The 23,608-nt window shown below is 69.8% G+C and carries 27 protein-coding genes; 6 read left to right on the forward strand and 21 right to left on the reverse strand.

Features of this window, described 5'->3' with window-relative positions:
* Nucleotides 1-16: 16 nt before the first annotated feature.
* The 7 genes from AB0H82_RS22690 to AB0H82_RS22720 form a co-directional block, all read right to left on the reverse strand.
* Nucleotides 17-832, reverse strand: a complete 816-nt coding sequence (locus AB0H82_RS22690) for an SGNH/GDSL hydrolase family protein (protein ID WP_362995431.1) — start codon at nucleotides 830-832, stop codon at nucleotides 17-19.
* Nucleotides 833-910: 78 nt separating this feature from the next.
* Complete coding sequence (locus AB0H82_RS22695; protein WP_362995433.1) at nucleotides 911-1,177, reverse strand: DUF4235 domain-containing protein; 267 nt, start codon at nucleotides 1,175-1,177, stop codon at nucleotides 911-913.
* Nucleotides 1,174-1,740, reverse strand: coding sequence for a DUF3618 domain-containing protein (locus AB0H82_RS22700; RefSeq protein ID WP_362995434.1), 567 nt, complete (start codon nucleotides 1,738-1,740; stop codon nucleotides 1,174-1,176). The genes AB0H82_RS22695 and AB0H82_RS22700 overlap by 4 nt, the downstream gene beginning before the upstream one ends.
* A complete protein-coding gene (locus AB0H82_RS22705; protein WP_362995436.1) occupies nucleotides 1,737-2,159 on the reverse strand; it encodes a phage holin family protein in 423 nt (140 codons plus the stop codon). The genes AB0H82_RS22700 and AB0H82_RS22705 overlap by 4 nt, the downstream gene beginning before the upstream one ends.
* 72 nt (nucleotides 2,160-2,231) lie before the next feature.
* Entirely contained in the window at nucleotides 2,232-3,458 is a 1,227-nt protein-coding gene (locus tag AB0H82_RS22710) for a WD40 repeat domain-containing protein (RefSeq protein WP_362995438.1), read from the reverse strand.
* Entirely contained in the window at nucleotides 3,455-4,015 is a 561-nt protein-coding gene (locus AB0H82_RS22715) for a SigE family RNA polymerase sigma factor (protein ID WP_362995605.1), read from the reverse strand. The genes AB0H82_RS22710 and AB0H82_RS22715 overlap by 4 nt, the downstream gene beginning before the upstream one ends.
* Nucleotides 4,016-4,167: 152 nt before the next feature.
* Nucleotides 4,168-4,776, reverse strand: a complete 609-nt coding sequence (locus tag AB0H82_RS22720) for a hypothetical protein (protein WP_362995440.1) — start codon at nucleotides 4,774-4,776, stop codon at nucleotides 4,168-4,170.
* Nucleotides 4,777-5,014: 238 nt separating this feature from the next.
* On the opposite strand from AB0H82_RS22720, the gene AB0H82_RS22725 reads away from it, so the two are divergent.
* Nucleotides 5,015-5,557 (forward strand): hypothetical protein, encoded by a 543-nt coding sequence (locus AB0H82_RS22725; protein ID WP_362995442.1) that lies wholly within the window; start codon nucleotides 5,015-5,017, stop codon nucleotides 5,555-5,557.
* A 291-nt stretch (nucleotides 5,558-5,848) separates the two neighbouring features.
* Here AB0H82_RS22725 and dapD read toward each other — a convergent pair whose 3' ends face one another.
* The 11 genes from dapD to AB0H82_RS22780 form a co-directional block, all read right to left on the reverse strand.
* Nucleotides 5,849-6,838, reverse strand: coding sequence for a 2,3,4,5-tetrahydropyridine-2,6-dicarboxylate N-succinyltransferase (dapD, locus tag AB0H82_RS22730; RefSeq protein ID WP_362995443.1), 990 nt, complete (start codon nucleotides 6,836-6,838; stop codon nucleotides 5,849-5,851).
* A gap of 43 nt (nucleotides 6,839-6,881) precedes the next feature.
* Complete coding sequence (locus AB0H82_RS22735) at nucleotides 6,882-7,442, reverse strand: TetR family transcriptional regulator (protein WP_362995445.1); 561 nt, start codon at nucleotides 7,440-7,442, stop codon at nucleotides 6,882-6,884.
* Complete coding sequence (locus tag AB0H82_RS22740; RefSeq protein WP_362995447.1) at nucleotides 7,442-7,762, reverse strand: multidrug efflux SMR transporter; 321 nt, start codon at nucleotides 7,760-7,762, stop codon at nucleotides 7,442-7,444. Before AB0H82_RS22740 ends, AB0H82_RS22735 begins: the two co-directional genes overlap by 1 nt.
* A 107-nt stretch (nucleotides 7,763-7,869) precedes the next feature.
* A complete protein-coding gene (locus AB0H82_RS22745) occupies nucleotides 7,870-8,208 on the reverse strand; it encodes a metal-sulfur cluster assembly factor (protein WP_030358830.1) in 339 nt (112 codons plus the stop codon).
* Entirely contained in the window at nucleotides 8,205-8,678 is a 474-nt protein-coding gene (sufU, locus tag AB0H82_RS22750; protein ID WP_362995449.1) for a Fe-S cluster assembly sulfur transfer protein SufU, read from the reverse strand. The genes AB0H82_RS22745 and sufU overlap by 4 nt, the downstream gene beginning before the upstream one ends.
* Before the next feature lie 15 nt (nucleotides 8,679-8,693).
* On the reverse strand, nucleotides 8,694-9,962 hold the full coding sequence (locus tag AB0H82_RS22755; RefSeq protein ID WP_362995451.1) for a cysteine desulfurase: 1,269 nt from the start codon (nucleotides 9,960-9,962) through the stop codon (nucleotides 8,694-8,696).
* Complete coding sequence (gene sufC / locus AB0H82_RS22760; RefSeq protein ID WP_362995453.1) at nucleotides 9,959-10,723, reverse strand: Fe-S cluster assembly ATPase SufC; 765 nt, start codon at nucleotides 10,721-10,723, stop codon at nucleotides 9,959-9,961. The genes AB0H82_RS22755 and sufC overlap by 4 nt, the downstream gene beginning before the upstream one ends.
* Nucleotides 10,724-10,730: 7 nt before the next feature.
* The gene (locus AB0H82_RS22765) at nucleotides 10,731-11,048 is read right to left on the reverse strand and encodes a bifunctional 3-phenylpropionate/cinnamic acid dioxygenase ferredoxin subunit (RefSeq protein ID WP_362995455.1); all 318 of its coding nucleotides are present in this window, start codon (nucleotides 11,046-11,048) and stop codon (nucleotides 10,731-10,733) included.
* Nucleotides 11,045-12,226 (reverse strand): Fe-S cluster assembly protein SufD, encoded by a 1,182-nt coding sequence (gene sufD, locus AB0H82_RS22770; protein ID WP_362995457.1) that lies wholly within the window; start codon nucleotides 12,224-12,226, stop codon nucleotides 11,045-11,047. The genes AB0H82_RS22765 and sufD overlap by 4 nt, the downstream gene beginning before the upstream one ends.
* Before the next feature lie 61 nt (nucleotides 12,227-12,287).
* A complete protein-coding gene (gene sufB, locus AB0H82_RS22775) occupies nucleotides 12,288-13,709 on the reverse strand; it encodes a Fe-S cluster assembly protein SufB (protein WP_362995459.1) in 1,422 nt (473 codons plus the stop codon).
* On the reverse strand, nucleotides 13,706-14,449 hold the full coding sequence (locus tag AB0H82_RS22780) for a metalloregulator ArsR/SmtB family transcription factor (protein WP_362995461.1): 744 nt from the start codon (nucleotides 14,447-14,449) through the stop codon (nucleotides 13,706-13,708). Before AB0H82_RS22780 ends, sufB begins: the two co-directional genes overlap by 4 nt.
* Nucleotides 14,450-14,621: 172 nt before the next feature.
* Between AB0H82_RS22780 and AB0H82_RS22785 the strand changes: the two genes are divergently transcribed.
* Genes AB0H82_RS22785 through AB0H82_RS22795 form a run of 3 tightly spaced genes read left to right on the forward strand, consistent with a single transcriptional unit; the run spans nucleotide 14,622 to nucleotide 17,383 of the window.
* Nucleotides 14,622-15,545: an ABC transporter ATP-binding protein gene (locus tag AB0H82_RS22785; RefSeq protein WP_362995463.1), complete on the forward strand. Its 924-nt coding sequence runs from the start codon at nucleotides 14,622-14,624 to the stop codon at nucleotides 15,543-15,545.
* A complete protein-coding gene (locus AB0H82_RS22790; RefSeq protein ID WP_362995465.1) occupies nucleotides 15,542-16,312 on the forward strand; it encodes an ABC transporter permease in 771 nt (256 codons plus the stop codon). Before AB0H82_RS22785 ends, AB0H82_RS22790 begins: the two co-directional genes overlap by 4 nt.
* A 42-nt stretch (nucleotides 16,313-16,354) precedes the next feature.
* The gene (locus AB0H82_RS22795; RefSeq protein WP_362995467.1) at nucleotides 16,355-17,383 is read left to right on the forward strand and encodes a COX15/CtaA family protein; all 1,029 of its coding nucleotides are present in this window, start codon (nucleotides 16,355-16,357) and stop codon (nucleotides 17,381-17,383) included.
* Here AB0H82_RS22795 and AB0H82_RS22800 read toward each other — a convergent pair.
* From AB0H82_RS22800 to AB0H82_RS22810, 3 genes are all read right to left on the reverse strand, one after another.
* A complete protein-coding gene (locus AB0H82_RS22800) occupies nucleotides 17,363-18,460 on the reverse strand; it encodes an amidohydrolase family protein (RefSeq protein ID WP_362995469.1) in 1,098 nt (365 codons plus the stop codon). The genes AB0H82_RS22795 and AB0H82_RS22800 overlap by 21 nt on opposite strands.
* 90 nt (nucleotides 18,461-18,550) lie before the next feature.
* Nucleotides 18,551-18,898 (reverse strand): hypothetical protein, encoded by a 348-nt coding sequence (locus AB0H82_RS22805; protein WP_362995471.1) that lies wholly within the window; start codon nucleotides 18,896-18,898, stop codon nucleotides 18,551-18,553.
* A gap of 78 nt (nucleotides 18,899-18,976) precedes the next feature.
* A complete protein-coding gene (locus AB0H82_RS22810; RefSeq protein ID WP_362995607.1) occupies nucleotides 18,977-19,930 on the reverse strand; it encodes a heme o synthase in 954 nt (317 codons plus the stop codon).
* Nucleotides 19,931-20,349: 419 nt separating this feature from the next.
* Here AB0H82_RS22810 and tkt point away from each other — a divergent pair, with 419 nt between their 5' ends.
* Nucleotides 20,350-22,452: a transketolase gene (gene tkt, locus AB0H82_RS22815; protein ID WP_362995472.1), complete on the forward strand. Its 2,103-nt coding sequence runs from the start codon at nucleotides 20,350-20,352 to the stop codon at nucleotides 22,450-22,452.
* 34 nt (nucleotides 22,453-22,486) lie between these two features.
* The gene (gene tal / locus AB0H82_RS22820; RefSeq protein WP_362995474.1) at nucleotides 22,487-23,605 is read left to right on the forward strand and encodes a transaldolase; all 1,119 of its coding nucleotides are present in this window, start codon (nucleotides 22,487-22,489) and stop codon (nucleotides 23,603-23,605) included.
* Nucleotides 23,606-23,608 lie beyond the last annotated feature (3 nt).

Raw genomic sequence — 23,608 nt, forward strand, 5'->3', positions numbered from 1 at the left:
TCAACCGAACTTGAAGTCAAGCCCCGCGGTGCTCGCGTGCCGGCGCCACCGCCACCGCCACCTCCGCGAGCGCCGGGCGCTTCGCCGCCCGCCCGTCGCCCGACGAGCGCCCCCGCACCCGCCGCCACAGCCAGGGCCCCATGAACCCCGCGAACCACCGTGCCTCCGCCGTCACCGCGCCGAGCACGGAGACCGGGGCCAGCGGCGGCAGCGGGCTCAGCCAGCTCTCGTGCCCGGTGACCCCGAGCACGTCCGCCATCCCCGCGGCGATCCGGGCGTGGCCGAGCGGGCTGGCGTGCATGCGGTCCCCGCTCCACAGCCGCGGATCGGTGGTGATGCGGTACGGGAACGTGTCGAACACGAGCACGCCGTGGCGGTCGGCGGCCGCGCGGATCCGGGCGTTCAGCTCCAGGACGTGGGGCAGCGCACGCCGTGCGAGCGGCGAGACCCGCCCGATGTCCGGGAAGGTCACCGTGGCCACCCGCGCGCCCGCCGCGGTGAGTGCGGTGAACATCTCCTCGACGTCGGCGGCGACGTGCGCGGCGTCGAAGCCCGGCCGCACCAGGTCGTTCATGCCCGCCATGACGGTCACGAGATCCGGCTTCAGCGCGAGGGCGGGAGCCAGCTGCTCCGCCTTGATCCGCGCGGTGCGGCGGCCGCGCACGGCGAGGTTGGCGTACCTGAGGCCCGGGTTGCGGGCGGCGAGGAGCTCGGCGAGCCGGTCGGCCCAGCCGCGGTAGCCGTGCTCCTCGTCGCCGTCCCCGAGCCCCTCCGTCTGGCTGTCGCCGATCGCGACGTAGCGCGCGTACGGATGGTGCTGCGTCGAGGCCATGCGCCGAGCTTCCTCCGGGCGCCGGGCGCCGTCAACGCGGGCTCCCCGGCGCTCCGGTGGTGTCGCCGTCTGTCGGCGTCAGCCCGGCCAGCGGCCCGTCACGCGCCGCACGCCGATCGCGCCGCCGCGGTCCACCGCGGCCCTGACGACGGCGAAGATCGCGCCCTGCAGCGCGGCCGCGGCGAGGATCTCGCCCCAGTCGCGTTCCTCGTCGTGCGCGTCCGGCGCGTCGTCCTGCCCCGCCACCGCCTTCCAGGTGCGGTTGAACAGCGCGCCCGCGAGCGCACCGCCGGCCATGCCGAAGGCCAGGCCGAGCGGCTTGTAGAGGACCTGGACCCCGCTCATGACCGGCCCCCCTTGCGTCGGCGCAGCACCACGTAGGCGAGCAGGAGGCCCGCACCCGCCGCGGCGAACGCCCCAGGGCGGCGGCGCCCGCTGGTCACGAGGCCGTTCGCGACGGCCCGTACGGGTTCGGGCGTGCCCTCCTGCACCCGGCGCGCGGCCTCGGCCACCTTCTCCTCGGCCTGGACCACGGCGGGGTGCTGTTCCGCGCGCGCCTTGCCGTCGAGCACGGCCTCCTTGGCCCGGGCCGCGCCCTCGACCGCCTTGTCCTTGGCGCGTGCCGCGCTCTCGGCCGTCACGGTCTTCGCGTGTCCCGCCTCGTCGGCGGCCTTGCCCTTGGCGCGCGCCGCCTGTTCCGTCACCTTGTCCTTCACCTGTGCCGCCGTTCCTTGTACCTGACCCTTGACCACCGCGGCCCGTTCCCGGGCGCGGGTCTTCACGTCCGCCTTCGCCGCCAGCTCCTCGACGGTCTCACCCAGGTTGCTGCGGGTCTCGTCGATCTGCCGGCGCAGTTCGTCCGGCCCCTTCGCACCCGTGCTCGTGGCGTCCTTCGGGGTGTCCGTCATCGGTGGGCCCTTTCCTTGATCTCGTCTACATCCGCCCTGACGCTGTCCATCGCCTTCTGCGGCACGGGGGGCGCCGCGCGGGCCAGTTGCTTGCGCCCCAGCGCGGCGAGTACCCCGGCCACGGCGAACAGCACGCCGGTGACGATGAGGGCGGCGGCCCACACGGGCATGGTCAGTGAGAGCGCCGCGGCCGCTGTGGCCGCCAGCGCCATGAGCCCGATGTAGGAGATCGCGCCGGCCGCTCCGAGGAGCCCTCCACCGCGGCCCGCGCGCTTGCCCTTCTCGGCCATCTCCTGGCCGGCGAGCCGCATCTCCTGACGTACGAGTTCCGAAAGCTGTGCGGTGGCCTGCTCGACGAGCTCTCCCACCGAGTGCTGCTGGTGATCGCGCGTCGGCTGCTCACCCATGGTCCCGGTCACGGGTTCCGCCTCCCTTCTGGCTGGGAGGCCCGAGTACCCGGACCGGGCGACGCTATCCATACCAAGGGATGATCAGCGCCGGGCGAAGACCGGTGTCCAGCGTCCGGCGGCGTCGGCCTTCGACGGGAGGTAGCCGCTGAGCGGGACGGTCTTCTTGCTCCCGATGGTGACGAGGACGAGACGGTTGCGGTATTCGCTCGTACCGGGCGCGATGTCCCAGGCGATGAGCCGCTTGTCGTCGGCCCAGGCGAGGAGCTGCTGGCCGGGGATCTTGGCGACGCGCTTGCCGGTGAGGGGGTCGTTGACCTCGGTCGCGGTGGTGCGGGTACCGCCCGCGAAGTCACCGGCGGCGAGCTTTCCGTTCGGGGAGAGCCCGGCGTCGACGAACCAGTGCAGGTACTTCTCCTTCGCGGGGGTGCTCCGCTCACGGCCCTCGAAGTCGTAGTACTGCTGGTGCGGCGCGGAGGTCAGGCCCGTGTAGACCAGGGAGCCGTCGTGGCTGAAGGCGAAGTCCTGGCGGGTGTTGATGTCCTCGATGCCCCACCCGCCGGTCTCCGTCTTCACCTTGCTCCACCTGCCGTCCCCCGACGCCACGTCGAGGACGTAGAAGCCGGTCCTGCTCGGCTCGGCGGGGCCCGGCTCCGTGTGCTTGCCGTCGCTCATCGGCCGGTCCTTGTCGAGCCTGTCCGGGTCGTCCGCGTACGTCGTCGCGACGAGCTTCCTGCCGTCGCGGGAGAACTCGACGCCGCCGACCCCGTGGTCCACCGGGATCCAGCGCTCGACCTTGCCCGTGATCAGGTCCAGCAGACCGATCCGCTTGGTGGGCAGGCCGCGTTCCAGGACGGCGGCGGTCCGCATCCCGGGGGCGACGTCGAGCCAGGACCAGCGGGGGTCCTCGCGGTAGGTGCCGGTCTTCTGGTCGAGGAGCCGGTAGGTGCGGGTGCGGACGGCATCGCCGTCGGGCTGCTTGACGCGCTTGTTCGTGCTGTACGCGGCGAGCGCCGTGTCGCCCGCGGCGATCAGGTCGCGGGGCGGTGCCTGGCCGGGGTGGGCGAGGACGTCGCCGCTCCGCAGCTCACTGGCCGGGCGCGGGCCGTCGTGCGCGGAGTCCGGGCCGAGGACCGGTACGGCCACCGCCACGACGGTGGCCGTCACCACCGCGAGCGAGGCGCCCACGATCGTCCGGGACCTGCGCCGCCTGCGCACGGCCAGCACCCGGTCGGCGAAGTCCCCCGGCACGAAGCTCCCTTGGTCCGCCTGCTCCCGCAGCGACTCGCGGACCAGATCTGTCACCTTCACGGTCGTACCTCCATCGGCGAGAAGTCGGGGGACGCGGGCCGCTCGGCGGTGTCGTGCCGGTCGAGGTGCGCCAGTTCGGGCGCGAGACCCCGCAGCCGGGCCAGGGAGCGGTGTGTCGTGCTGCGCACGGTGCCGACGGAGCAGCCCAGGACGGCGGCCACCTCGGCCTCCGGCAGGTCCTCGAAGTAGCGCAGGACGAGCACGGTCCGCTGGCGCGCGGTGAGCTTGGCCAGCGCTCCGCGCATCACGACGCGCAGCTCCGCGGCGGAGGTGCCGTCGCCGGACCCGGCGCGCTCGGGCGGCTCGGCGAAGGACTGTTCGCGCCGCGGCCACTTCAGCCGCCAGCGGCTGACCTGCTGCCGGTACAGGATCCGCCGGACGTACGCCTCCGGCTCGTCGATCCGCTGCCAGCGTCCCGCCGCCTTGACGAGCGCGTTCTGCAGCAGGTCCTCACCCGCGTGCCGGTCGCCCCCGCTGAGCAGTACGGCGGTCTTCAGCAGCGCCGACGATCTCGTCTCCACGAACTCCCGGAAACGCTCCTGCTCCTGGACATCCATCGTCACCTTCGCTCCCTGGCGGGCCTGTTGCCCTCCGCATGGATGAGGACGGGTCCGGGCGCCCCCCGCTATGCCTCCTCACGGAAAGAAAAAACGGAGCGGCCACCCCTCTCCTTCGAGGGATGGCCGCTCCGGTCGGAACGCGTCACGCGTCAGCGGGCGGCCGGGAATCCGGCGGCCCTGGTCCAGCGCAACGTGTCGCTGCCCCGGCTGAACGTGACCTTCTTGCCTCCGGGGGCGACGACGATCTTCTCCCAGCCGTCGAAGTCGGCCGTCAGGTGCTTGTCCCACTTGGTCAGCCGTCCCACGGTCACCGCGGCGACCGACTCGGTCGGCGGTTCGCCGTCCGCGCAGTACCGTGCGAAGTCACCGAAGGCCGCGACGGTGCCGTCCTTGACCTTGAGGGTGATGCCCTGACAGGCGTCGGTCTTGGTCCTGTACACGACGGCCGGCTTGGACCAGCCCTTGGCGCGGGGGCTGTAGTCCTGCACGAAGAGCCCCTTGCCCCGCATGTAGTGCATGGCCACGCGCCGCCCGTCGGCGAGCTTGACCTGCGCGTTGAACGGGCTCGGGCTGCCGCTCCAGGGAAGGTCGCTCCTGCGCAGCGGGTAGCCGTGGTCACCGCTCACCGCCCGGCTCGCCTCGTGCGCGGCTCCGCGGGCACGGTCGTGGGACTGCCCGGTACTCTGCCCGCACCCAGCGACCGCCCCGAGGACCACCACGGCCCCCAGGACCAGCGCCCGCGCACCTGCCCCATTCATGCTGCCCCCGTACAGACGCCATCGGTCCGGCCATCTATCAGCCGGTTACGAGCAGCAGCTTATCCGGCAGCGGAATGAGATGACGCCTAAGTGCGTGAGGGACCTGACTCACCGTTGTCCCGAACCTCAAAATTTGCTCAGATGAGCAGCTACTGGGAGCGAGACATGAGAACTTGGTGCAGTCACCACGTGACGCGGAACAACCTGACATGACCATCAGGCAAATTGGGGATACATCATGTTGCTCAAAGCCCGACGAGGGGCCACTCTCGCGACCATCGCCACCGTCACCGGTATGGTCGCGACACTCGGCGCCGGCACATCCTCCGCCGCAGGAATGAAGCCCGGGGCAGACTCTTGGGCCAAGATTAAGTCGGGGACCCAGACCGTCCGCTCGGGCATAGCCGGCGTTGACAGGTCGGGCGATCGTGGCTGTTACGACAACAACACCTATAACGCGATCGTCACCTGGAAGTTGGGGAAGGTGACGAAGAGCTCCATCCGCGTCAAAAGCATCGACATCCGGCATTCCAACGGGCGCGCAATTCACGTTGGTAACTACGCCTTGGTCGACGACAACTCGCGACGCTGGAACAAGGTGAATCCGGGAAATGTCGCCAAGGGCGCCCACCACCGGAAGTACAAGATCAATAAGACGCTGAAGGTCAAGAGTCACAAGGCGTACCTGATCGCGAAGACGCAGATCAGTTACAGGCAGAGGGAAGACAGCACCTGCCAGCAGCCGGTCTACCTCTACTTCTACCTGAAGCAGAAGCGGTAGGCGGACCAGCTCACCGCCGAAGACCTGGTCATCGACTCCCCTTGACTTGGAGTCGACCACCAGCTTGTTCATGCAGAAAGGGCCAAGGGGACGCACCCCTCGGGCCCTTTCTTGCCGTACAGAACGGGGTTGAGACGGTCGCGCTTCAACTCAGGCCCTGAAGCGCCCTCCCTGACGTCTCAGGGCCATGGAAGGGCGCTCACTGGTGACCACCGCTGCCGACTGCCTACAACTCCACAGCAGTTCAGAGCAGTGCTTGAGTGGACGGCCGCAGGGCACGGCCGTCAACGGTCAGTTGTGGCTGTGCAGGACGTCGTTCAGGCCGCCCCACACCGCGTTGTTCGGGCGGGCCTCGACGGTGCCGGTGACCGAGTTGCGCCGGAAGAGGATGTTCGAGGCGCCGGAGAGCTCGCGGGCCTTGACGATCTGTCCGTCGGGCAGGGTGACGCGCGTGCCCGCGGTGACGTAGAGGCCGGCCTCGACGACGCACTCGTCGCCCAGCGCGATACCGACCCCGGCCTCGGCGCCGATCAGGCACCGCTCGCCGATGACGATCCGCACGTTGCCGCCGCCGGACAGCGTGCCCATCGTGGAGGCGCCGCCGCCGATGTCCGAGCCGTCGCCGACGACGACGCCCGCGGAGATCCGGCCCTCGACCATCGAGGTCCCCAGGGTGCCCGCGTTGAAGTTCACGAAGCCCTCGTGCATGACGGTGGTGCCCTCGGCGAGGTGCGCGCCGAGGCGGACCCGGTCGGCGTCGGCGATGCGGACGCCCTTCGGCGTGACGTAGTCCGTCATGCGCGGGAACTTGTCGACGGAGGTCACCGCGAGGTGCAGGCCCTCGGCGCGGGCGTTGAGCCGCACCTTCTCGACGTCGTCCACGGCGACCGGGCCGAGCGAGGTCCAGGCGACGTTGGCGAGGAAGGCGAACTGGCCGTCGAGGTTCACGCCGTGCGGCTTGACCAGGCGGTGCGAGAGCAGGTGCAGGCGCAGGTAGACGTCGTGGGCGTCCAGCGGCTTGTCGTCGAGGGACGCGATGACCGTACGTACGGCGATGATCTCCACGCCACGGCGGGCGTCGGGCCCGATGGCCTTCGCGGCGCCCTCACCGAGCAGTTCCACGGCGCGCTCGGCGGTCAGCCGCTCACTGCCGGCGGGTCCCGGCTCGGCGACGAGCTCGGGGGCGGGGAACCAGGTGTCGAGAACGGTGCCGTCGGCGGCGACGGTGGCGAGGCCTGCGGCGACGGCGCCGGTGGTGCGGGAAGCATTCGTGTCGGTCATGGGTGAAACCTAACCGGAGGTGCCTCGCGCGGGCGAACCGGTCTCAGGGTCCGGGCTCCCCCTGCGCGGGCGCGAGCAGCCGGCCGAGCATCTCGCGCGCGTACGCCTCGTCGTACGTCCCGCCGGTGAGCAGCACCTGGAGGCAGATCCCGTCCATGAGGGCGACCAGGGCGCGCGCGGTGACGGGGTCGGTGCGGGGCACCAGGACGTCGGTGACGCCCCGGCACCATTCGGCGGCCACGGGGCGCAGGGCGGGTCTGCGCAGGGCGGCGAGGTACAGCTCGTACTCCAGCTCGACGCCGGTGCGCTCCCCCGCGAGCCAGTCGCCGAGGAGCCGGGCCAGCTCCGCGGCGAGGTCAGCGCGCGGGTCCGCGAAGTCACCGCTCGCAGCCACCGCCTTCGCGAAGCCCTCGTTCGCCTGCCGCAACGCGGCGACCAGCAGCTCGTCCAGCGTCTTGAAGTGATACGTCGTCGAGCCGAGCGGCACGTCGGCCTCGGCGGCGGCCGAGCGGTGGCTGAGCCCGCCGATGCCCTTCTTCCCCACCACGCGGATCGCGGCGTCGATGATCCGCTGACGGCGCTCGGGGTCGTAGCGACGGGGCATCAGTGCGCCCCGCCGAGATTGAGCACGACGACGCCCGCGATCACCAGGGCGATGCCCGCGATCTTGACGAGGTTGGCCGACTCCCCCAGGAAGATCATGCCGATCGCGGCGACGGCGGCGGTGCCGATACCGGCCCAGATCGCGTAGGCGGTGCCGACGGAGAGGGTCTTCAGGGTCTGTGCGAGCAGGGTGAAGGCGAGCAGATAGCCCGCGACCGTGATGAGCGAGGGCACCAGCCTGCTGAAGCCCTCGCTGTACTTCATGGCCGTCGTCCCGGCCACTTCCGCCGCGATGGCCGCGGCCAGCAGTGCGTATCCCATGCGTACGAGTGTACATATCGTTGCGTACGGGCGTACGCAACGCGGCCGGGAGCATGCGTAAGGCCCCCCGCGCCACCGGCGTGGAGGGCCTTACGAGGACCTGCCCGTCAGACGTTGAACCCGAGCGCCCGCAGCTGCTCGCGCCCGTCGTCCGTGATCTTGTCCGGTCCCCACGGCGGCATCCAGACCCAGTTGATCCGGAGCTCGTTCACGATGCCCTCCGTCGCGGACTTCGCCTGGTCCTCGATGACGTCCGTCAGCGGGCAGGCCGCCGACGTCAGCGTCATGTCGATCGTGGCGATGTTGGCGTCGTCGATGTGCACGCCGTAGATCAGGCCGAGGTTGACGACGTCGATGCCCAGCTCGGGGTCGACGACGTCGTACAGCGCCTCGCGGACCTCTTCCTCCGAAGCGGGCTTCGTCGTGAGTGTCTCGTTCTCGCTCATGCCGTCTTCCTTTCAGCGGCCCCGTCGTTGTCGCCCAGTGCCTGGGCCGTCGCGTCCTTCCACGCCATCCAGCTCAGCAGAGCACACTTGACGCGCGCGGGGTACTTGGAGACACCGGCGAACGCGACCGCGTCCTCCAGGACCTCCTCCATCGCGTCGTCGGGCTCCAGCTTGCCCTTGGACTGCATCAGCTCCAGGAACACCGCCTGGATCTTCTGCGCCTCGGCGAGTTCCTTGCCGACCAGCAGGTCGTTCAGGACCGACGCGCTGGCCTGGCTGATGGAGCAGCCCTGGCCCTCGTACGACACGTCGGCGATCGTCGACCCGTCGTACTTCACGCGCAGCGTGATCTCGTCGCCGCACGTCGGGTTGACGTGGTGCACCTCGGCGTCGCCATCGCGCAGACCACGCCCGTGCGGGTGCTTGTAGTGGTCCAGGATGACTTCCTGGTACATCGAATCCAGCTTCACGTCCCGGTCAGCCCCTCAGCCGAAGAAGTTCCGTACGTGCTCCAGGCCGTCGACGAGGGCGTCGATCTCGCCGGGCGTGGAGTACAGATAGAACGACGCTCGCGTGGTCGCAGGAATTCCGTAGCGAAGGCAGACGGGGCGCGCGCAGTGGTGACCCACGCGGACCGCGATGCCCTGCTCGTCGAGCACCTGGCCCACGTCGTGCGGGTGGATGTCACCGAGCGTGAAGGAGATCGCGGCGCCGCGCTCCTCGGCCGTCGTCGGACCGATGATGCGGAGGTCCGGGACTTCCAGAAGGCGCTTGACCGCGTACTCCGTGATCGCGTGCTCGTGCGCGGCGATCTTGTCCATGCCGATGGCCGAGAGGTAGTCCACGGCCGCGCCCAGGCCGACGGCCTGGGAGACCGGGGGCGTGCCCGCCTCGAACTTGTGCGGCGCGGGAGCGTACGTCGACGAGTTCATCGACACGGTCTCGATCATCTCGCCGCCGCCGAGGAACGGGGGCAGGTCCTCCAGGAGCTCCTGGCGTCCCCACAGCACGCCGATGCCCGTCGGGCCGCACATCTTGTGACCGGTGAAGGCCACGAAGTCGGCCTGCAGTGCCTGCACGTCCAGCGGCATGTGCGGGGCGGCCTGCGAGGCGTCGATGAGGACGAGCGCGCCGACCTCCTGGGCGCGGCGCACGATGGCCTCGACCGGGTTGTGCGTGCCCAGGATGTTCGACACGAGCACGAAGGAGACGATCTTCGTCTTCTCCGTGATGATCTCGTCGATGTGGGAGAGGTCGAGCCGGCCGTCGTCCGTGAGACCGAACCACTTCAGCTTCGCGCCGGTCCGCTGCGAGAGCAGCTGCCACGGCACGATGTTGGAGTGGTGCTCCATCTCCGTGATGACGATCTCGGTCTCGTGGTCCACGCGGTAGGGCTCGTCGGCCCAACCGAGCATGTTGGCCACGAGGTTGAGCGATTCGGAGGCGTTCTTGGTGAAGATGACCTCGTCACGGCTGGGCGCGTTGATGAACTCCGCGACCTTGTCACGAGCACCCTCGTAGAGCGCCGTGGCCTCCTCGGCGAGGACGTGCACGCCGCGGTGAACGTTGGCGTTGTGCTGCTCGTAGTACTCGTTCAGTACGTCGAGGACCTGACGCGGCGTCTGCGACGTCGCCGCGTTGTCCAGGTACACGAGCTTCTTGCCGTCGTGGATCGTGCGATCCAGGATCGGGAAGTCCTTGCGGATCGCCTCGGTGTCGAGGAGGCCGGAAAGCCCCTGGTGGGCCACTGTCACGCGGATGCGCCGCCCTTCGTGTAAGCCTCGTAGCCCTCGGCCTCCAGCTTGTCGGCGAGCTCGGCGCCGCCGGACTCGGCGATCCGGCCGTTCGCGAAGACGTGCACGAAGTCGGGCTTGATGTAGCGCAGGATGCGCGTGTAGTGCGTGATGAGGAGCGTGCCGACCTCGCCGGTCTCGCGGACGCGGTTCACGCCGTCCGAGACCTGGCGCAGCGCGTCGACGTCCAGACCGGAGTCCGTCTCGTCGAGGATCGCGATCTTCGGCTTGAGGAGCTCCATCTGGAGGATCTCGTGGCGCTTCTTCTCACCGCCGGAGAAGCCCTCGTTCACGTTGCGCTCGGCGAAGGCCGGGTCCATCTGGAGCTGCTCCATCGCGGACTTGACCTCCTTCACCCAGGTGCGCAGCTTGGGGGCCTCGCCGCGGATCGCCGTCGCCGACGTGCGCAGGAAGTTGGAGACCGAGACGCCGGGGACCTCGACCGGGTACTGCATGGCGAGGAACATGCCGGCGCGGGCACGCTCGTCGACGGACATCTCCAGGACGTCCTCGCCGTCGAGGGTCACGCTGCCCTGGGTGATCGTGTACTTGGGGTGACCCGCGACCGAGTAGGCGAGCGTCGACTTGCCGGAGCCGTTCGGGCCCATGATGGCGTGGGTCTCGCCCTGCTTCACGGTCAGGTCGACGCCCTTGAGGATCTCCTTGGTGGAGTTGTCGGCCTCGACGGTGACGTGCAGGTCCTTGATTTCAAGCGTTGCCATGGGTGCCTCAGGACTCCTGGGAAAGGGAGACGAGCACGTCATCCCCTTCGATCTTTACGGGGTATACGGGGACGGGGCGCGTCGCGGGGAGGCCGGACGGCTTGCCGGTGCGGAGGTCGAAGCTGGAGCCGTGCAGCCAGCACTCGATCTGGCAGTCCTCCACCTCTCCCTCGGAGAGGGAGACGTTCGCGTGCGAGCAGATGTCGTGGATCGCGAACACCTCGCCCTCGGTGTGGACGACCGAGACCGGCGTGCCGTCGAGCTCCACCCGCTTCGGGGTGTCCTTCTCCAGCTCGCTCAGTCCGCAGGCGCGTACGAACGTCATGCGACCGTCGCCTCCAGCTCCTCTTCGATCTTCGCGATGAGGCGCTCCTCGACGTCCGGCAGACCGATCTGCTGGACGAGCTCGGCGAAGAAGCCGCGGACGACCAGGCGGCGCGCCTCGTCCTCCGGGATGCCGCGCGACTGGAGGTAGAAGAGCTGCTCGTCGTCGAAGCGGCCGGTCGCCGAGGCGTGGCCCGCGCCGACGATCTCGCCGGTCTCGATTTCGAGGTTCGGCACGGAGTCGACCCGGGCGCCGTCGGTCAGCACGAGGTTGCGGTTCATCTCGTACGTGTCGGTGCCCTCGGCGGCGGCCTCGATGAGGACGTCGCCGATCCACACGGCGTGCGCGTCGTCGCCCTGGAGCGCGCCCTTGTAGACGACGTTCGACTTGCAGTGCGGGGTGTTGTGGTCGACCAGGAGGCGGTGCTCCTGGTGCTGGCCCGCGTCGGTGACGTACAGGCCGAAGAGTTCGGCCTCGCCGCCGGGGCCCGCGTAGGTGACACGCGGGTGCAGGCGGACCAGGTCGCCGCCGAAGGTGACGACGACGGACTTGAAGGAGGCGTCGCGGCCGACCAGCGCGTTGTGCTGGGCGACGTGCACCGCCTTGTCGTCCCAGTCCTGGACGGAGACGACGGTGAGCTTGGCGCCGTCGCCGACGACGAAGTCGACGTTGGCGGCGAGCACGGCGTCACCGGTGTGGTCGATGACGACGAGGGCCTCGGCGAACGCGCCCAGCTCGATCACCTGGTGCGCGAAGGCGGTGCCGCCCTCGCCGTGCACAGCGATGCGGATGGGATCGCTGAGCACCGTCTCCTTGGGGACGGTGATGACCGAGGCCTTCTCGAAGGACGAGTACGCCTGGGCGGCGACGCGGTCGACGGGCTTGCCCGCCTTGCCGACGCGCGCGTCGTCCCGGCCGACGGTCTCCTGGGTGACGCCCTCGGGGGCGCTCACCTCGACGCGGATGCCGCCGCTGGCCGCCGCGGTCCCGTCGTGCAGGCCGCGCAGCCGCTCCAGCGGCGTGAACCGCCACTCCTCCTCGCGGCCGTGGGGGACCGGGAAGTCCGCCACGTCGTAGGAGGGGGGCGCGCTCATGCGGGTGGCGACGGTGGACTCGGCGGCCACCGCGATGGATCCGGCGGTCGTCGACCCGACCGGGATGTTCTGAGCCTCAGCCATGGCTGTCGTCGTGCTCTCTCTCTGCGTAAGAAATCTGCTCGCTGCGGGACGGTGTCCGGTCTTAACCGACCGAACCCTCCATCTGCAGCTCGATCAGCCGGTTCAGCTCCAGGGCGTACTCCATGGGCAGCTCCTTGGCGATCGGCTCGACGAAGCCGCGGACGATCATCGCCATGGCCTCGAACTCCGTCATGCCGCGGCTCATCAGGTAGAAGAGCTGGTCGTCGGAGACCTTGGAGACCGTCGCCTCGTGACCCATCGACACGTCGTCCTCGCGGACGTCGACGTACGGGTAGGTGTCGGAGCGGGAGATCGTGTCGACGAGCAGCGCGTCGCACAGCACGTTCGACTTCGAGCCCGCGGCGCCCTCACCGATCTCGACGAGGCCGCGGTACGACGTACGACCGCCGCCGCGCGCCACCGACTTGGAGACGATGTTCGACGAAGTGTTCGGCGCCATGTGGACCATCTTGGAGCCGGCGTCCTGGTGCTGGCCCTCGCCCGCGAAGGCGATGGACAGCGTCTCGCCCTTGGCGTGCTCGCCCATGAGGTACACGGCGGGGTACTTCATCGTGACCTTGGAACCGATGTTGCCGTCGATCCACTCCATGGTCGCGCCCTCGTACGCCACGGCGCGCTTGGTGACCAGGTTGTAGACGTTGTTCGACCAGTTCTGGATCGTCGTGTAGCGGCAGCGGCCGCCCTTCTTCACGATGATCTCGACGACGGCGGAGTGCAGCGAGTCCGACTTGTAGATCGGCGCGGTGCAGCCCTCTACGTAGTGGACGTAGGCGTCCTCGTCCACGATGATCAGGGTCCGCTCGAACTGGCCCATGTTCTCCGTGTTGATGCGGAAGTAGGCCTGGAGCGGGATGTCGACGTGCACGCCCTTGGGGACGTAGATGAACGAGCCGCCGGACCAGACGGCGGTGTTCAGCGAGGCGAACTTGTTGTCACCGACGGGGATGACGGTTCCGAAGTACTCCTTGAAGAGCTCCGGGTGCTCCTTCAGCGCCGTGTCGGTGTCCAGGAAGATGACGCCCTGCTCCTCCAGGTCCTCACGGATCTGGTGGTAGACGACCTCGGACTCGTACTGGGCCGCGACACCCGAGACGAGGCGCTGCTTCTCCGCCTCGGGGATGCCGAGCTTGTCGTACGTGTTCTTGATGTCCTCGGGCAGGTCCTCCCAGGACTCCGCCTGCTTCTCCGTGGAGCGCACGAAGTACTTGATGTTGTCGAAGTCGATGCCCGAGAGGTCCGAGCCCCAGTTCGGCATGGGCTTCTTGTCGAAGAGGCGCAGGCCCTTGAGGCGGAGCTTGGTCATCCACTCCGGCTCGGACTTCTTCGCGGAGATGTCGCGGACGACGTCCTCGTTGATGCCGCGCTTGGCAGAGGCACCGGCGACGTCGGAGTCGGCCCAGCCGTATTCGTAGTTGCCCAGACCCTCAAGTTCGGGGTGGGCAGTCTCCGTGGGGAGCGTCATGCGGGGTTCCTCCCGGCCGTGCTTGCTGATGCTGATGGGGTGGTCCGTGTGGTGCTGCTGCCGCTGCCGCCGCCGCTGCGTGGGATGAACGTCGTGCAGACGCCGTCTCCGTGGGCGATGGTGGCGAGTCGCTGCACATGCGTGCCGAGCAGCGTGGAGAACATTTCCGTCTCCGCCTCGCACAGCTGCGGAAACTGTTCGGCGACATGGGCGACCGGGCAGTGGTGCTGGCAGAGCTGCTCGCCGACCGGTGCGCTGCGCGCCGTAGCAGCGTACCCGTCGGCGGTCAACGCCTTCGCGAGAGCCTCGGTGCGCTGTTCGGGCGGCGCGGCGTCCATCGCCTTCTTGTACGTCTCGGCCTGGGCGGCGATCCGCGCCCGGGCGAAGTCGACGACCGCGCCCTCGCCGTGACGCTCGGTGATCCACCGGAGCGCGTCCGCGGCCAGCTTGTCGTACGACTGGTCGAAGGCGTCGCGGCCGCAGTCGGTCAGGGCGAACACCTTGGCGGGCCTGCCGCGGGTCCGGGCGCCGTAGACCCGCTGCTCACGGGGCTCCACCACGTTCTCGTGGACGAGGGCGTCGAGGTGTCTGCGGACGGCGGCCTGGGTGAGGCCGAGGCGCTTCGCGAGATCGGCGACGGTGGACGGGCCGTGATCCAGGATGGAGCGCGCGACACGGTTGCGGGTGGACCGCTCACCGGTCGCGAGTTCCTCCTGCGGAGCCTCGCCAACGTTTTTCACAACGCCATTGTTGCGTAATTCCTCAGAGCCTGACAACCCACGTCGCGATCACCGCGCGGTGCGCTGCATCACTTAGGCAAACCTAAGCTGACCTGCGGAAACGATCACTGGCCACTCGGCCTCAAGGGCCCGCCCGTCCGCGGGCCTCCCCGCGTCCCTAGACTGGCTCACCATGCGAAACGAGCCCGTCCTCCAGATCGAGAGTCTGGTCAAGCGGTACGGAACCAAGACCGCGGTCGACGGTCTCGACCTGACGGCAGGGGCGGGCATCACCGCCGTCCTCGGCCCCAACGGCGCGGGCAAGACCACCACGATCGAGACCTGCGAGGGCTACCGGAAGCCGGACTCCGGCACCGTCCGGGTACTCGGCCTCGACCCGGCCCGCCAGGCCGACGCGCTGCGGCCCCGCATCGGCGTGATGCTCCAGTCCGGCGGCGTCTACTCCGGCGCCCGCGCCGACGAGATGCTCCGCCACGTGGCCACGCTGCACGCGCACCCGCTGGACGTGAACGCGCTCATCGAACGCCTCGGCCTCGGCAGCTGCGGCCGCACCACCTACCGGCGACTCTCCGGCGGCCAGCAGCAGCGCCTCGCGCTCGCCATGGCCGTGGTCGGCAGGCCGGAGCTCGTCTTCCTCGACGAGCCGACCGCCGGCCTGGACCCGCAGGCGCGCCGGGCGACCTGGGAGCTCGTCCGCGACCTGCGCCGCGACGGCGTCTCCGTCATCCTCACCACGCACCACATGGACGAGGCCGAGGAGCTCTCCGACGACGTCGCCATCGTCGACGCGGGCAAGGTCATCGCCCAGGGCAGCCCCGACGAGCTGTGCCGCGGCGGCGCCGAGAACACCCTGCGCTTCACCGGCCGCCCCGGCCTCGACGTCGCCTCCCTGCTCAAGGCGCTCCCGCCGGACTCGGCCGCCGCCGAACTCACCCCCGGCTCCTACCGCGTCAGCGGCACGGTCGACCCCCAACTGCTCGCCACCGTCACCTCCTGGTGCGCCCAGCACGGGGTCATGCCGGACAAGATCTCCGTCGAACGCCACACCCTCGAAGACGTCTTCTTGGAACTGACCGGTAAGGAGCTGCGCGGATGAGCGCCGCCGGAACGTACACGCCTAAGCCGGGCGCCGCCCCCCTCGCCCGCATGATCGCGGCGCAGGCGGCCCTGGAGACGAAGATGCTGCTGCGCAACGGCGAGCAGCTGCTCCTCACGGTCATCATTCCGACCCTGCTGCTCGTCCTCTTCAGCGCGGTCGACGTCGTCGACACGGGCGAGGGCGAGGCCGTCGACTTCCTCGCGCCCGGCATCCTCGCGCTCGCCGTGATGTCGACGGCGTTCACCGGCCAGGCCATCGCGACGGGCTTCGAGCGGCGCTACGGCGTGCTCAAGCGGCTCGGCGCCTCGCCGCTCCCCCGCTGGGGCCTGATGGCGGCCAAGACCCTCTCCGTGCTGGTCACGGAGGTCCTGCAGATCGTGCTGCTCACGGTCATCGCGTTCGCGCTCGGCTGGTCGCCGCATGGCAACCCCGTCTCCGTACTGCTCCTCCTGGTGCTCGGCACGGCGGCCTTCTCCGGTCTCGGCCTGCTGATGGCGGGAACGCTCAAGGCGGAGGCGACGCTCGCCGCCGCGAACCTCGTCTTCCTGCTCCTCCTCCTGGGCGGCGGTGTGATCGTGCCGCTCGACAAGTTCCCCGACGCGGCCCGGACGGTGCTCGGGTGGCTGCCCATCTCGGCGCTCTCGGACGGGCTGCGCGACGTCCTGCAGCACGGCGCGGGCATGCCCTGGGGCGATCTCGGGATCCTCGCGGTGTGGGCGGTGCTCGGGCTGGGCGCGGCGGCGAAGTTCTTCCGCTGGGAGTGACCTGCGGCGCACATTCCGTGTGCGCCTGCCCCTCGTGAAGACATGCACAAGCGGCCCCCTACGATGGTGCGCGTGCCAAACGTGACCCGAGCCGACATCGCTCAAGCCGTGCGGAACCCGCTCGCCTTCATCGCCGAGCGCTGGACCCCCACCCAGCGGACCGTCCAGCAGGCGGCCCTGATCTCCCTCGTCATGACGGTGGTCATCGTGGTGACGGGCGGCGCCGTCCGGCTGACCGGCTCGGGCCTCGGCTGCCCCACCTGGCCCAAGTGCACGGACGACTCGCTGACCGCGACCCACGAGATGGGCTTCCACGGCGTCATCGAGTTCGGCAACCGCATGCTGACGTACGTGCTGTGCGCGGCCGTCGGCTGGGCGATCATCGCGGCGCGTTCCCAGAAGCCGATGCGGCGCAGCCTCACCCTGCTCGGCTGGGCGCAGTTCTGGCTGGTGATGGGCAATGCCGTCCTCGGCGGCATCGTGGTCCTCGTCGGCCTGAACCCGTGGACGGTCGCGGCGCACTTCCTGCTCTCCTCCGCCCTGATCGCCGTCGCCATCACGATGTGGCAGCGGACCCGCGAGGGCGACGCCGAGCCGCGTCCGCTGGTCGGCAAGGCCGTGGTGCAGCTCGTGTGGTCTCTGGTCGCGGCCTCCGCGGTGCTGATCGCCGTGGGCACGGTCGTGACGGGCTCCGGGCCGCACGCGGGCGACTCCAGCGACGTGCCGCGGATGGGCTTCGACTGGGAGTCGGTCAGCAAGCTGCACGCGGTCCTCGCCTGGATCGTGGTGACGCTGACGTTCGCCCTCTGGTTCGTCCTGAAGGCGGTCGACGCGCCGCGCGGCCCGCTGGCCCGCACCCGTGACCTCTTCCTGATCCTGCTGGCGCAGGGCGCGATCGGTTACGTCCAGTACTTCACTGACCTGCCGGAGCTCCTGGTCGGCCTGCACATGTTCGGCTCCTGCCTGGTGTGGATCGCCGTGGTGCGGGTGCTGCTCTCCCTGCGGGAGCGGCCGCTCACGACGGCCGATGTGCCCGCGCAGGCGGACGACTCACGCCTCTCGGCCGTCTGAGAGTCCGTACACCCGCCGCGCGTTGCCCGCGGCGATCAGCCCGGCCACGCGCTGCGCGTCGGTGAGCGACCAGGCGCCCTCGGCGACCCAGGTGCCGAGCACCCGCCCGAGGGCCTCCCTGAACAGGTGTGCCCCGACGACGTGCAGCTCGGGGAGCCCGTGGGCGCCGCTGGAGAACAGCAGCTTCCCGAAGGGCGCGAGCTCCAGGATCTCGGCGAGCACGGCCGCCGCGCGCGCCCCGGTGCGGACGAGCGCGGGGCCGAGGTCGGCGTACACGTGCGGGAAGACGGCCGCGAGATGCGCGGCACTGCGGTGGTACGGATAGCCGTGCAGGAGCACCAGGTCGGTGCCGAGGCCCGCGGTGGCGCGCGCGAAGTCCCCGAAGTACGTCTGCGGGTCCCCGGCGCCCGCGTGCAGCTGCAGCGGCCGGCCCGAGGCCACCGCGACCCACAGCAGGTGCCGCAGCAGCACGGGGTCGGTGAGCGCCCCGCCCACCTGCCGCCCCGCCAGCCAGCGCTCCACCGCGCCCCGCACCTCGCCGGGCCCGGGCGGTTCCGCGGCGAGCGCGAGCGGCTGCCGTACGCCCGCGACCGAGGTGAAGGCGACGGCTCCCGCGGCGGCGGCGTGCACGGACTCGGCGAGGTTGGCGAGGAACGAGTCGGCGGTGCCCGAGGTGTCGGCGACCTGCTCGGCCAGTAATTCCAGGCGGACGATCTCGCGCGCGTCGGCGTCGCCGGTGGAGGCCATCTCGCCGGGTCCGGTGAGGTCTCCCGGCAGCCCTGTGTCGACGAGGTAGGTCGTGATGCCGCTGCCCCGGAGCAGCCGCCGGCCCGTTTCCAGTACGCCCAGTTCGCGGCGGCGGGCGAGATAGCGGGCCGGTGGGCAGTGCGGCTCCATGCCGAGGAGCGGCGGACACCAGCGGCGCACCGCGAAGCCGGTCTGGGTGTCGAAGAAGGTGGTGCCGGGGGCGGGCGGCCCCCCGCCCCGGCCGAGGTGGGCCTCGAAGGTGCCGAGACCCAGCTCCGTGCGGAGGACGCCATGGCAGTACTGGTCCACCAGGGACGGCGTTTCGATCATCCGGGCTCCCGTGGGGTGGACCGTGCTCCTACGGTCCTAACGGGTGACCCGGGTGTCAGGTGTTGGTGTTGCTCCCGGCCGCTGTCGCGCTCAGTCGTTCTTCGGGCCGCCGAGCTGGATGCCCGCCATTCGGGTCCATTCGTAGGGGCCGGTCTTCACCTTGGCGGCGAATTCGCCGTCGAACTCCTCGTGGACGGTGATTCCGGCCTTCTCCACGGCGCTCTGCGCGACGGCGTAGGTGGGCGCCACCAGGTCGCCCCAGTTGCCGTCCCCGCCGACGAGGACGATCCGGGTGCCCTCGTGGCCGATGTACGCGATCTGCCCCTCGGCACCGCCGTGGGCCTGCGCGAAGGTGCCGATCTCCTTGGCGAGTTTGGCGGCCCTGCGCTCGGCGCGAGCGGCCTGCTTGCTGTCGTCCACCTGCTGCGTGTCTGCCATGAGCAGGATGCTACCGACGGGTAGATCACCTGGCGACAGGCGGGCGACGTGGCATCGGCCACGCGGCGGGCGGCGCCCCTACCGGAGGAAGGGGTCCACCGCCACCGCGACGAAGAGCAGCGAGACGTACGTGATCGACCAGTGGAAGAGCCGCATCTCCTTGAGCTTGCCGCCCGTGACCTCGGCCTTGGCGCGGCTCTGCAGCCCGTGCGCCTCCCACAGCCAGAAGCCGCCGGTGACCAGCGCGACCGCGGTGTAGAACCAGCCGGTGTAGCCGAGCGGCTGGAGCAGCAGGGAGACGGCGACCATCACCCAGGAGTAGAGGACGATCTGGCGGGCGACCACCTTGTTCGAGGCGATGACCGGCAGCATCGGCACGCCCACGCGGGCGTAGTCGTCCTTGACCTTCATGGACAGCGGCCAGTAGTGCGGCGGCGTCCAGAAGAACATGACGAGGAAGAGGACGACCGGCGCCCACGACATGGAGTTGGTGACCGAGGACCAGCCGATGAGGACCGGCAGGCAGCCCGCGATGCCGCCCCAGACGATGTTCTGCGAGGTGCGGCGCTTCAGGATCATCGTGTAGACGACCACGTAGAAGAGCAGGGCGCCGAGCGAGAGCCAGGCGGAGAGCCAGTTGACGGCGAAGCCGAACAGCAGGGTGGAGACGATCGCGAGAGTGATGCCGAAGACGAGGCACTCGCGCGGGCTGACCATGCCGGTCACCAGGGGCCGCTGCGACGTGCGGTCCATGAGCGCGTCGATGTCGCGGTCGATATACATGTTGAGCGCGTTGGCGCCCCCCGCGGAGAGGTAGCCGCCGAGGCAGGTCACGAAGACCAGCCAGAGGTCGGGCACCCCTTGTTCGGCGAGGAACATCACCGGAACGGTGGTGATGAGCAGAAGCTCGATGATCCGCGGCTTGGTCAGCGCCACGAACGCCTTGACACGAGCCCCGAACGGCCGATGGCTCGGGCTAAGGTCCGTCCCGGAAACCCCCGCTGGACGGGATTCAACGGCCGTCACGCACACCCCTGACAGAGACATCCCAGCAGGCCGACCAGCACCTTCAGACATGAAGATCCGGTAAAGGCCCGCGCGTACCACGCCACTGTAGACGTTGCCCATACCCCGCTCTTCGCGGGGGTCGGGTCGTGTTGGGCGGCGGGCCGGACGGCGTCCGTGTCGCGCCGCTGTGTCACATGAGCGGAACCGGGCGTTCATTGAGCGGACAAATGGGCGATACCGGTGGCCTTTTGAGCGGACATATGAGCGAGCCCATATTCACTTGCGGAATACCTCCGCTTTCCTTTCGACAGGCGGATCCTCGCATGTCACTGCAGTCTGGAATGACTCGAAAAAATGAGCGTTCTAGCAGCGGTAGGCTCGACAGCGGCCGGTGGGATCTACGCCGCCGGCATTCGACATGTGGAGAGGAGCCCTGACTCAGGGTGAGCACCAAGCCGACCACCACAGACCTCGAGTGGACCGAACTGGACCAGCGGGCCGTTGACACCGCCCGCGTCCTGGCCATGGATTCCGTACAGAAGGTCGGCAACGGCCATCCCGGTACGGCCATGAGCCTCGCGCCCGCCGCGTACACCCTCTTCCAGAAGGTGATGCGCCACGACCCGGCGGACGCCGACTGGACCGGCCGCGACCGGTTCGTCCTCTCTGCGGGCCACTCGTCCCTGACCCTCTACATCCAGCTCTACCTGGCCGGCTTCGGCCTGGAGCTGGACGACCTGAAGGCCTTCCGCACCTGGGGCTCGAAGACCCCGGGCCACCCGGAGTACGGCCACACGGTGGGTGTGGAGACGACCACGGGCCCGCTGGGCCAGGGCGTCGCCAACGCCGTGGGCATGGCGATGGCCGCCCGCTACGAGCGCGGCCTTTTCGACCCGGAGGCGGCCACCGGCTCGTCCCCGTTCGACCACTTCATCTACGCCATCGCCGGCGACGGCTGCCTCCAGGAGGGCATCTCCGGCGAGGCCTCGTCGCTGGCCGGGCACCAGAAGCTCGGCAACCTGATCCTGCTGTGGGACGACAACCACATCTCGATCGAGGGCGACACCGAGACCGCGGTCTCCGAGGACACCCTCAAGCGGTACGAGGCGTACGGCTGGCACGTCCAGCGCGTGGCGCCCAAGGAGAACGGCGACCTCGACCCCGCCGCCCTCTACGCCGCGATCCAGGCCGCCAAGGCCGAGACCGAGCGCCCCTCCTTCATCGCGATGCGCTCGATCATCGCCTGGCCCGCCCCGAACGCGCAGAACACCGAGGCCGCCCACGGCTCGGCGCTGGGCGACGAGGAAGTGGCCGCCACCAAGCGCGTCCTCGGCTTCGACCCCGAGCAGACCTTCGAGGTCTCCGACGAGGTCCTCGCGCACACCCGCAAGGCGCTCGACCGGGGCCGTGAGGCCAAGGCCGAGTGGGAGAAGGGCTTCGCCGCCTGGCGCACCGCCAACTCCGAGCGCGCCGCCGAGTTCGACCGCATCGCCAAGGGCGAGCTGCCCGAGGGCTGGGAGGAGAAGCTCCCGGAGTTCGAGACCGGCAAGGCCGTCGCCACGCGCGCCGCCTCCGGCAAGGTCCTCCAGGCGCTCGGCGCGGTCGTCCCCGAGCTGTGGGGCGGCTCCGCCGACCTCGCGGGCTCGAACAACACGACGATCGACAAGACGTCGTCGTTCCTGCCCACGGGCAACCCGCTGCCCGGCGCCGACCCGTACGGCCGCACGATCCACTACGGCATCCGCGAGCACTCCATGGCCGCGGAGATGAACGGCATCGCGCTGCACGGCAACACCCGCATCTACGGCGGCACCTTCCTGGTGTTCTCCGACTACATGCGCAACGCCGTCCGCCTGTCCGCGCTGATGCACCTGCCGGTGACGTACGTGTGGACGCACGACTCCATCGGCCTCGGCGAGGACGGCCCGACCCACCAGCCGGTCGAGCACCTGGCCTCGCTGCGTGCCATCCCGGGCCTGAACGTCGTGCGCCCGGCCGACGCGAACGAGACCGCCGTCGCGTGGCGCGAGATCCTCAAGCGCTACACCAAGGAGTTCGGCAAGGGCGCCCCGCACGGCCTCGCGCTGACCCGCCAGGGCGTGCCGACGTACGAGCGCAACGAGGACGCCGCCAAGGGCGGCTACGTCCTCTTCGAGGCCGAAGGGCCCGACGGAAAGAGCACAGCGCCCGAGGTCGTGCTCATCGGCACCGGCTCCGAGGTCCAGCTCGCCGTCGAGGCGCGCGAGCAGCTGCAGGCCGCGGGTGTTCCGACGCGCGTCGTCTCGATGCCGTCGGTCGAGTGGTTCGAGGAGCAGGACCAGGGGTACCGCGACAGCGTGCTGCCGCCGTCGGTGAAGGCGCGCGTGGCGGTCGAGGCCGGCATCGGTCTGACCTGGCACCGCTTCGTGGGCGACGCGGGCCGCATCGTCTCGCTGGAGCACTTCGGTGCCTCGGCGGACGCCAAGGTGCTGTTCCGCGAGTTCGGTTTCACCGCCGACGCGGTGGCCGAGGCGGCCCGGGAATCGATCGCAGCCGCTCAGCGCTGACGCCCATATACGACCAAGTAGGAGATGTAATTCCATGACAGACGCACTCAAGCGCCTTTCCGAAGAAGGCGTCGCGATCTGGCTGGACGACCTGTCGCGCAAGCGGATCACGTCCGGCAACCTCGCCGAACTGATCGACCAGCAGCACGTCGTGGGCGTCACCACCAACCCCTCGATCTTCCAGAAGGCCATCTCGCAGGGCGACGGTTACGACCAGCAGCTCTCGGACCTCGCCGCCCGCGAGGTCACCGTCGAGGAAGCCATCCGGATGATCACGACGGCGGACGTCCGTGACGCCGCCGACATCCTGCGTCCGGTCTTCGACGCGACGGGCGGCCAGGACGGCCGCGTGTCCATCGAGGTCGACCCGCGTCTCGCGCACAACACCAAGGCCACGACGGCCGAGGCCAAGCAGCTCGCCTGGCTGGTGGACCGCCCGAACGCGCTCATCAAGATCCCGGCCACCCAGGCGGGCATCCCGGCGATCACCGAGGTCATCGGCCTCGGCATCAGCGTCAACGTCACGCTGATCTTCTCCCTTGAGCGCTACCGCATGGTCATGGACGCGTACCTCGCGGGCCTGGAGAAGGCCAAGGAGCGCGGCCTGGACCTGTCCAAGATCCACTCCGTGGCGTCCTTCTTCGTGTCCCGCGTGGACACCGAGATCGACAAGCGCCTCGACGGCATCGGCACGGACGAGGCCAAGTCCCTCAAGGGCAAGGCCGCGCTCGCCAACGCCCGGCTCGCCTACGAGGCGTACGAGGAGGTCTTCTCCTCCGACCGCTGGGCCGCGCTCGACAAGGCGCAGGCCAACAAGCAGCGTCCGCTGTGGGCCTCGACCGGCGTCAAGGACCCCGCGTACAAGGACACCCTGTACGTCGACGAGCTCGTCGCGCCCAATACGGTGAACACGATGCCCGAGGCGACCCTGGAAGCCACCGGCGACCACGGCCAGATCACCGGCAACACCATCGCGGGCACCTACGACCAGGCTCGCGCCGAGATCGCCGCCGTGGAGAAGCTCGGCATCTCGTACGACGAGGTCGTGCAGCTCCTCGAAGACGAGGGCGTCGAGAAGTTCGAGGCGTCCTGGAACGACCTGCTCAAGTCGACTGAGGCCGAGCTCAAGCGCCTCGCTCCCGCGAAGGGCTGACCC

Origin of the sequence: Streptomyces sp. NPDC050732, assembly GCF_040654255.1 — a bacterium.
GTDB lineage: Bacteria > Actinomycetota > Actinomycetes > Streptomycetales > Streptomycetaceae > Streptomyces.

Bases quoted from the DNA above. Each gene is read 5' to 3' on its own strand.
- AB0H82_RS22725 (WP_362995442.1), top strand. From the start codon at position 5,015: ATGTTGCTCAAAGCCCGACGAGGGGCCACTCTCGCGACCATCGCCACC.
- AB0H82_RS22695 (WP_362995433.1), bottom strand. From the start codon at position 1,177: ATGAGCGGGGTCCAGGTCCTCTACAAGCCGCTCGGCCTGGCCTTCGGC.
- AB0H82_RS22790 (WP_362995465.1), top strand. From the start codon at position 15,542: ATGAGCGCCGCCGGAACGTACACGCCTAAGCCGGGCGCCGCCCCCCTC.
- AB0H82_RS22785 (WP_362995463.1), top strand. From the start codon at position 14,622: ATGCGAAACGAGCCCGTCCTCCAGATCGAGAGTCTGGTCAAGCGGTAC.
- dapD (WP_362995443.1), bottom strand. From the start codon at position 6,838: ATGACCGACACGAATGCTTCCCGCACCACCGGCGCCGTCGCCGCAGGC.
- AB0H82_RS22800 (WP_362995469.1), bottom strand. From the start codon at position 18,460: ATGATCGAAACGCCGTCCCTGGTGGACCAGTACTGCCATGGCGTCCTC.
- AB0H82_RS22700 (WP_362995434.1), bottom strand. From the start codon at position 1,740: ATGACGGACACCCCGAAGGACGCCACGAGCACGGGTGCGAAGGGGCCG.
- AB0H82_RS22690 (WP_362995431.1), bottom strand. From the start codon at position 832: ATGGCCTCGACGCAGCACCATCCGTACGCGCGCTACGTCGCGATCGGC.
- AB0H82_RS22765 (WP_362995455.1), bottom strand. From the start codon at position 11,048: ATGACGTTCGTACGCGCCTGCGGACTGAGCGAGCTGGAGAAGGACACC.
- AB0H82_RS22735 (WP_362995445.1), bottom strand. From the start codon at position 7,442: ATGCCCCGTCGCTACGACCCCGAGCGCCGTCAGCGGATCATCGACGCC.
- sufD (WP_362995457.1), bottom strand. From the start codon at position 12,226: ATGGCTGAGGCTCAGAACATCCCGGTCGGGTCGACGACCGCCGGATCC.
- sufC (WP_362995453.1), bottom strand. From the start codon at position 10,723: ATGGCAACGCTTGAAATCAAGGACCTGCACGTCACCGTCGAGGCCGAC.
- AB0H82_RS22745 (WP_030358830.1), bottom strand. From the start codon at position 8,208: ATGAGCGAGAACGAGACACTCACGACGAAGCCCGCTTCGGAGGAAGAG.
- AB0H82_RS22715 (WP_362995605.1), bottom strand. From the start codon at position 4,015: ATGGATGTCCAGGAGCAGGAGCGTTTCCGGGAGTTCGTGGAGACGAGA.
- sufB (WP_362995459.1), bottom strand. From the start codon at position 13,709: ATGACGCTCCCCACGGAGACTGCCCACCCCGAACTTGAGGGTCTGGGC.
- AB0H82_RS22795 (WP_362995467.1), top strand. From the start codon at position 16,355: ATGCACAAGCGGCCCCCTACGATGGTGCGCGTGCCAAACGTGACCCGA.
- AB0H82_RS22740 (WP_362995447.1), bottom strand. From the start codon at position 7,762: ATGGGATACGCACTGCTGGCCGCGGCCATCGCGGCGGAAGTGGCCGGG.
- tal (WP_362995474.1), top strand. From the start codon at position 22,487: ATGACAGACGCACTCAAGCGCCTTTCCGAAGAAGGCGTCGCGATCTGG.
- AB0H82_RS22720 (WP_362995440.1), bottom strand. From the start codon at position 4,776: ATGAATGGGGCAGGTGCGCGGGCGCTGGTCCTGGGGGCCGTGGTGGTC.
- AB0H82_RS22805 (WP_362995471.1), bottom strand. From the start codon at position 18,898: ATGGCAGACACGCAGCAGGTGGACGACAGCAAGCAGGCCGCTCGCGCC.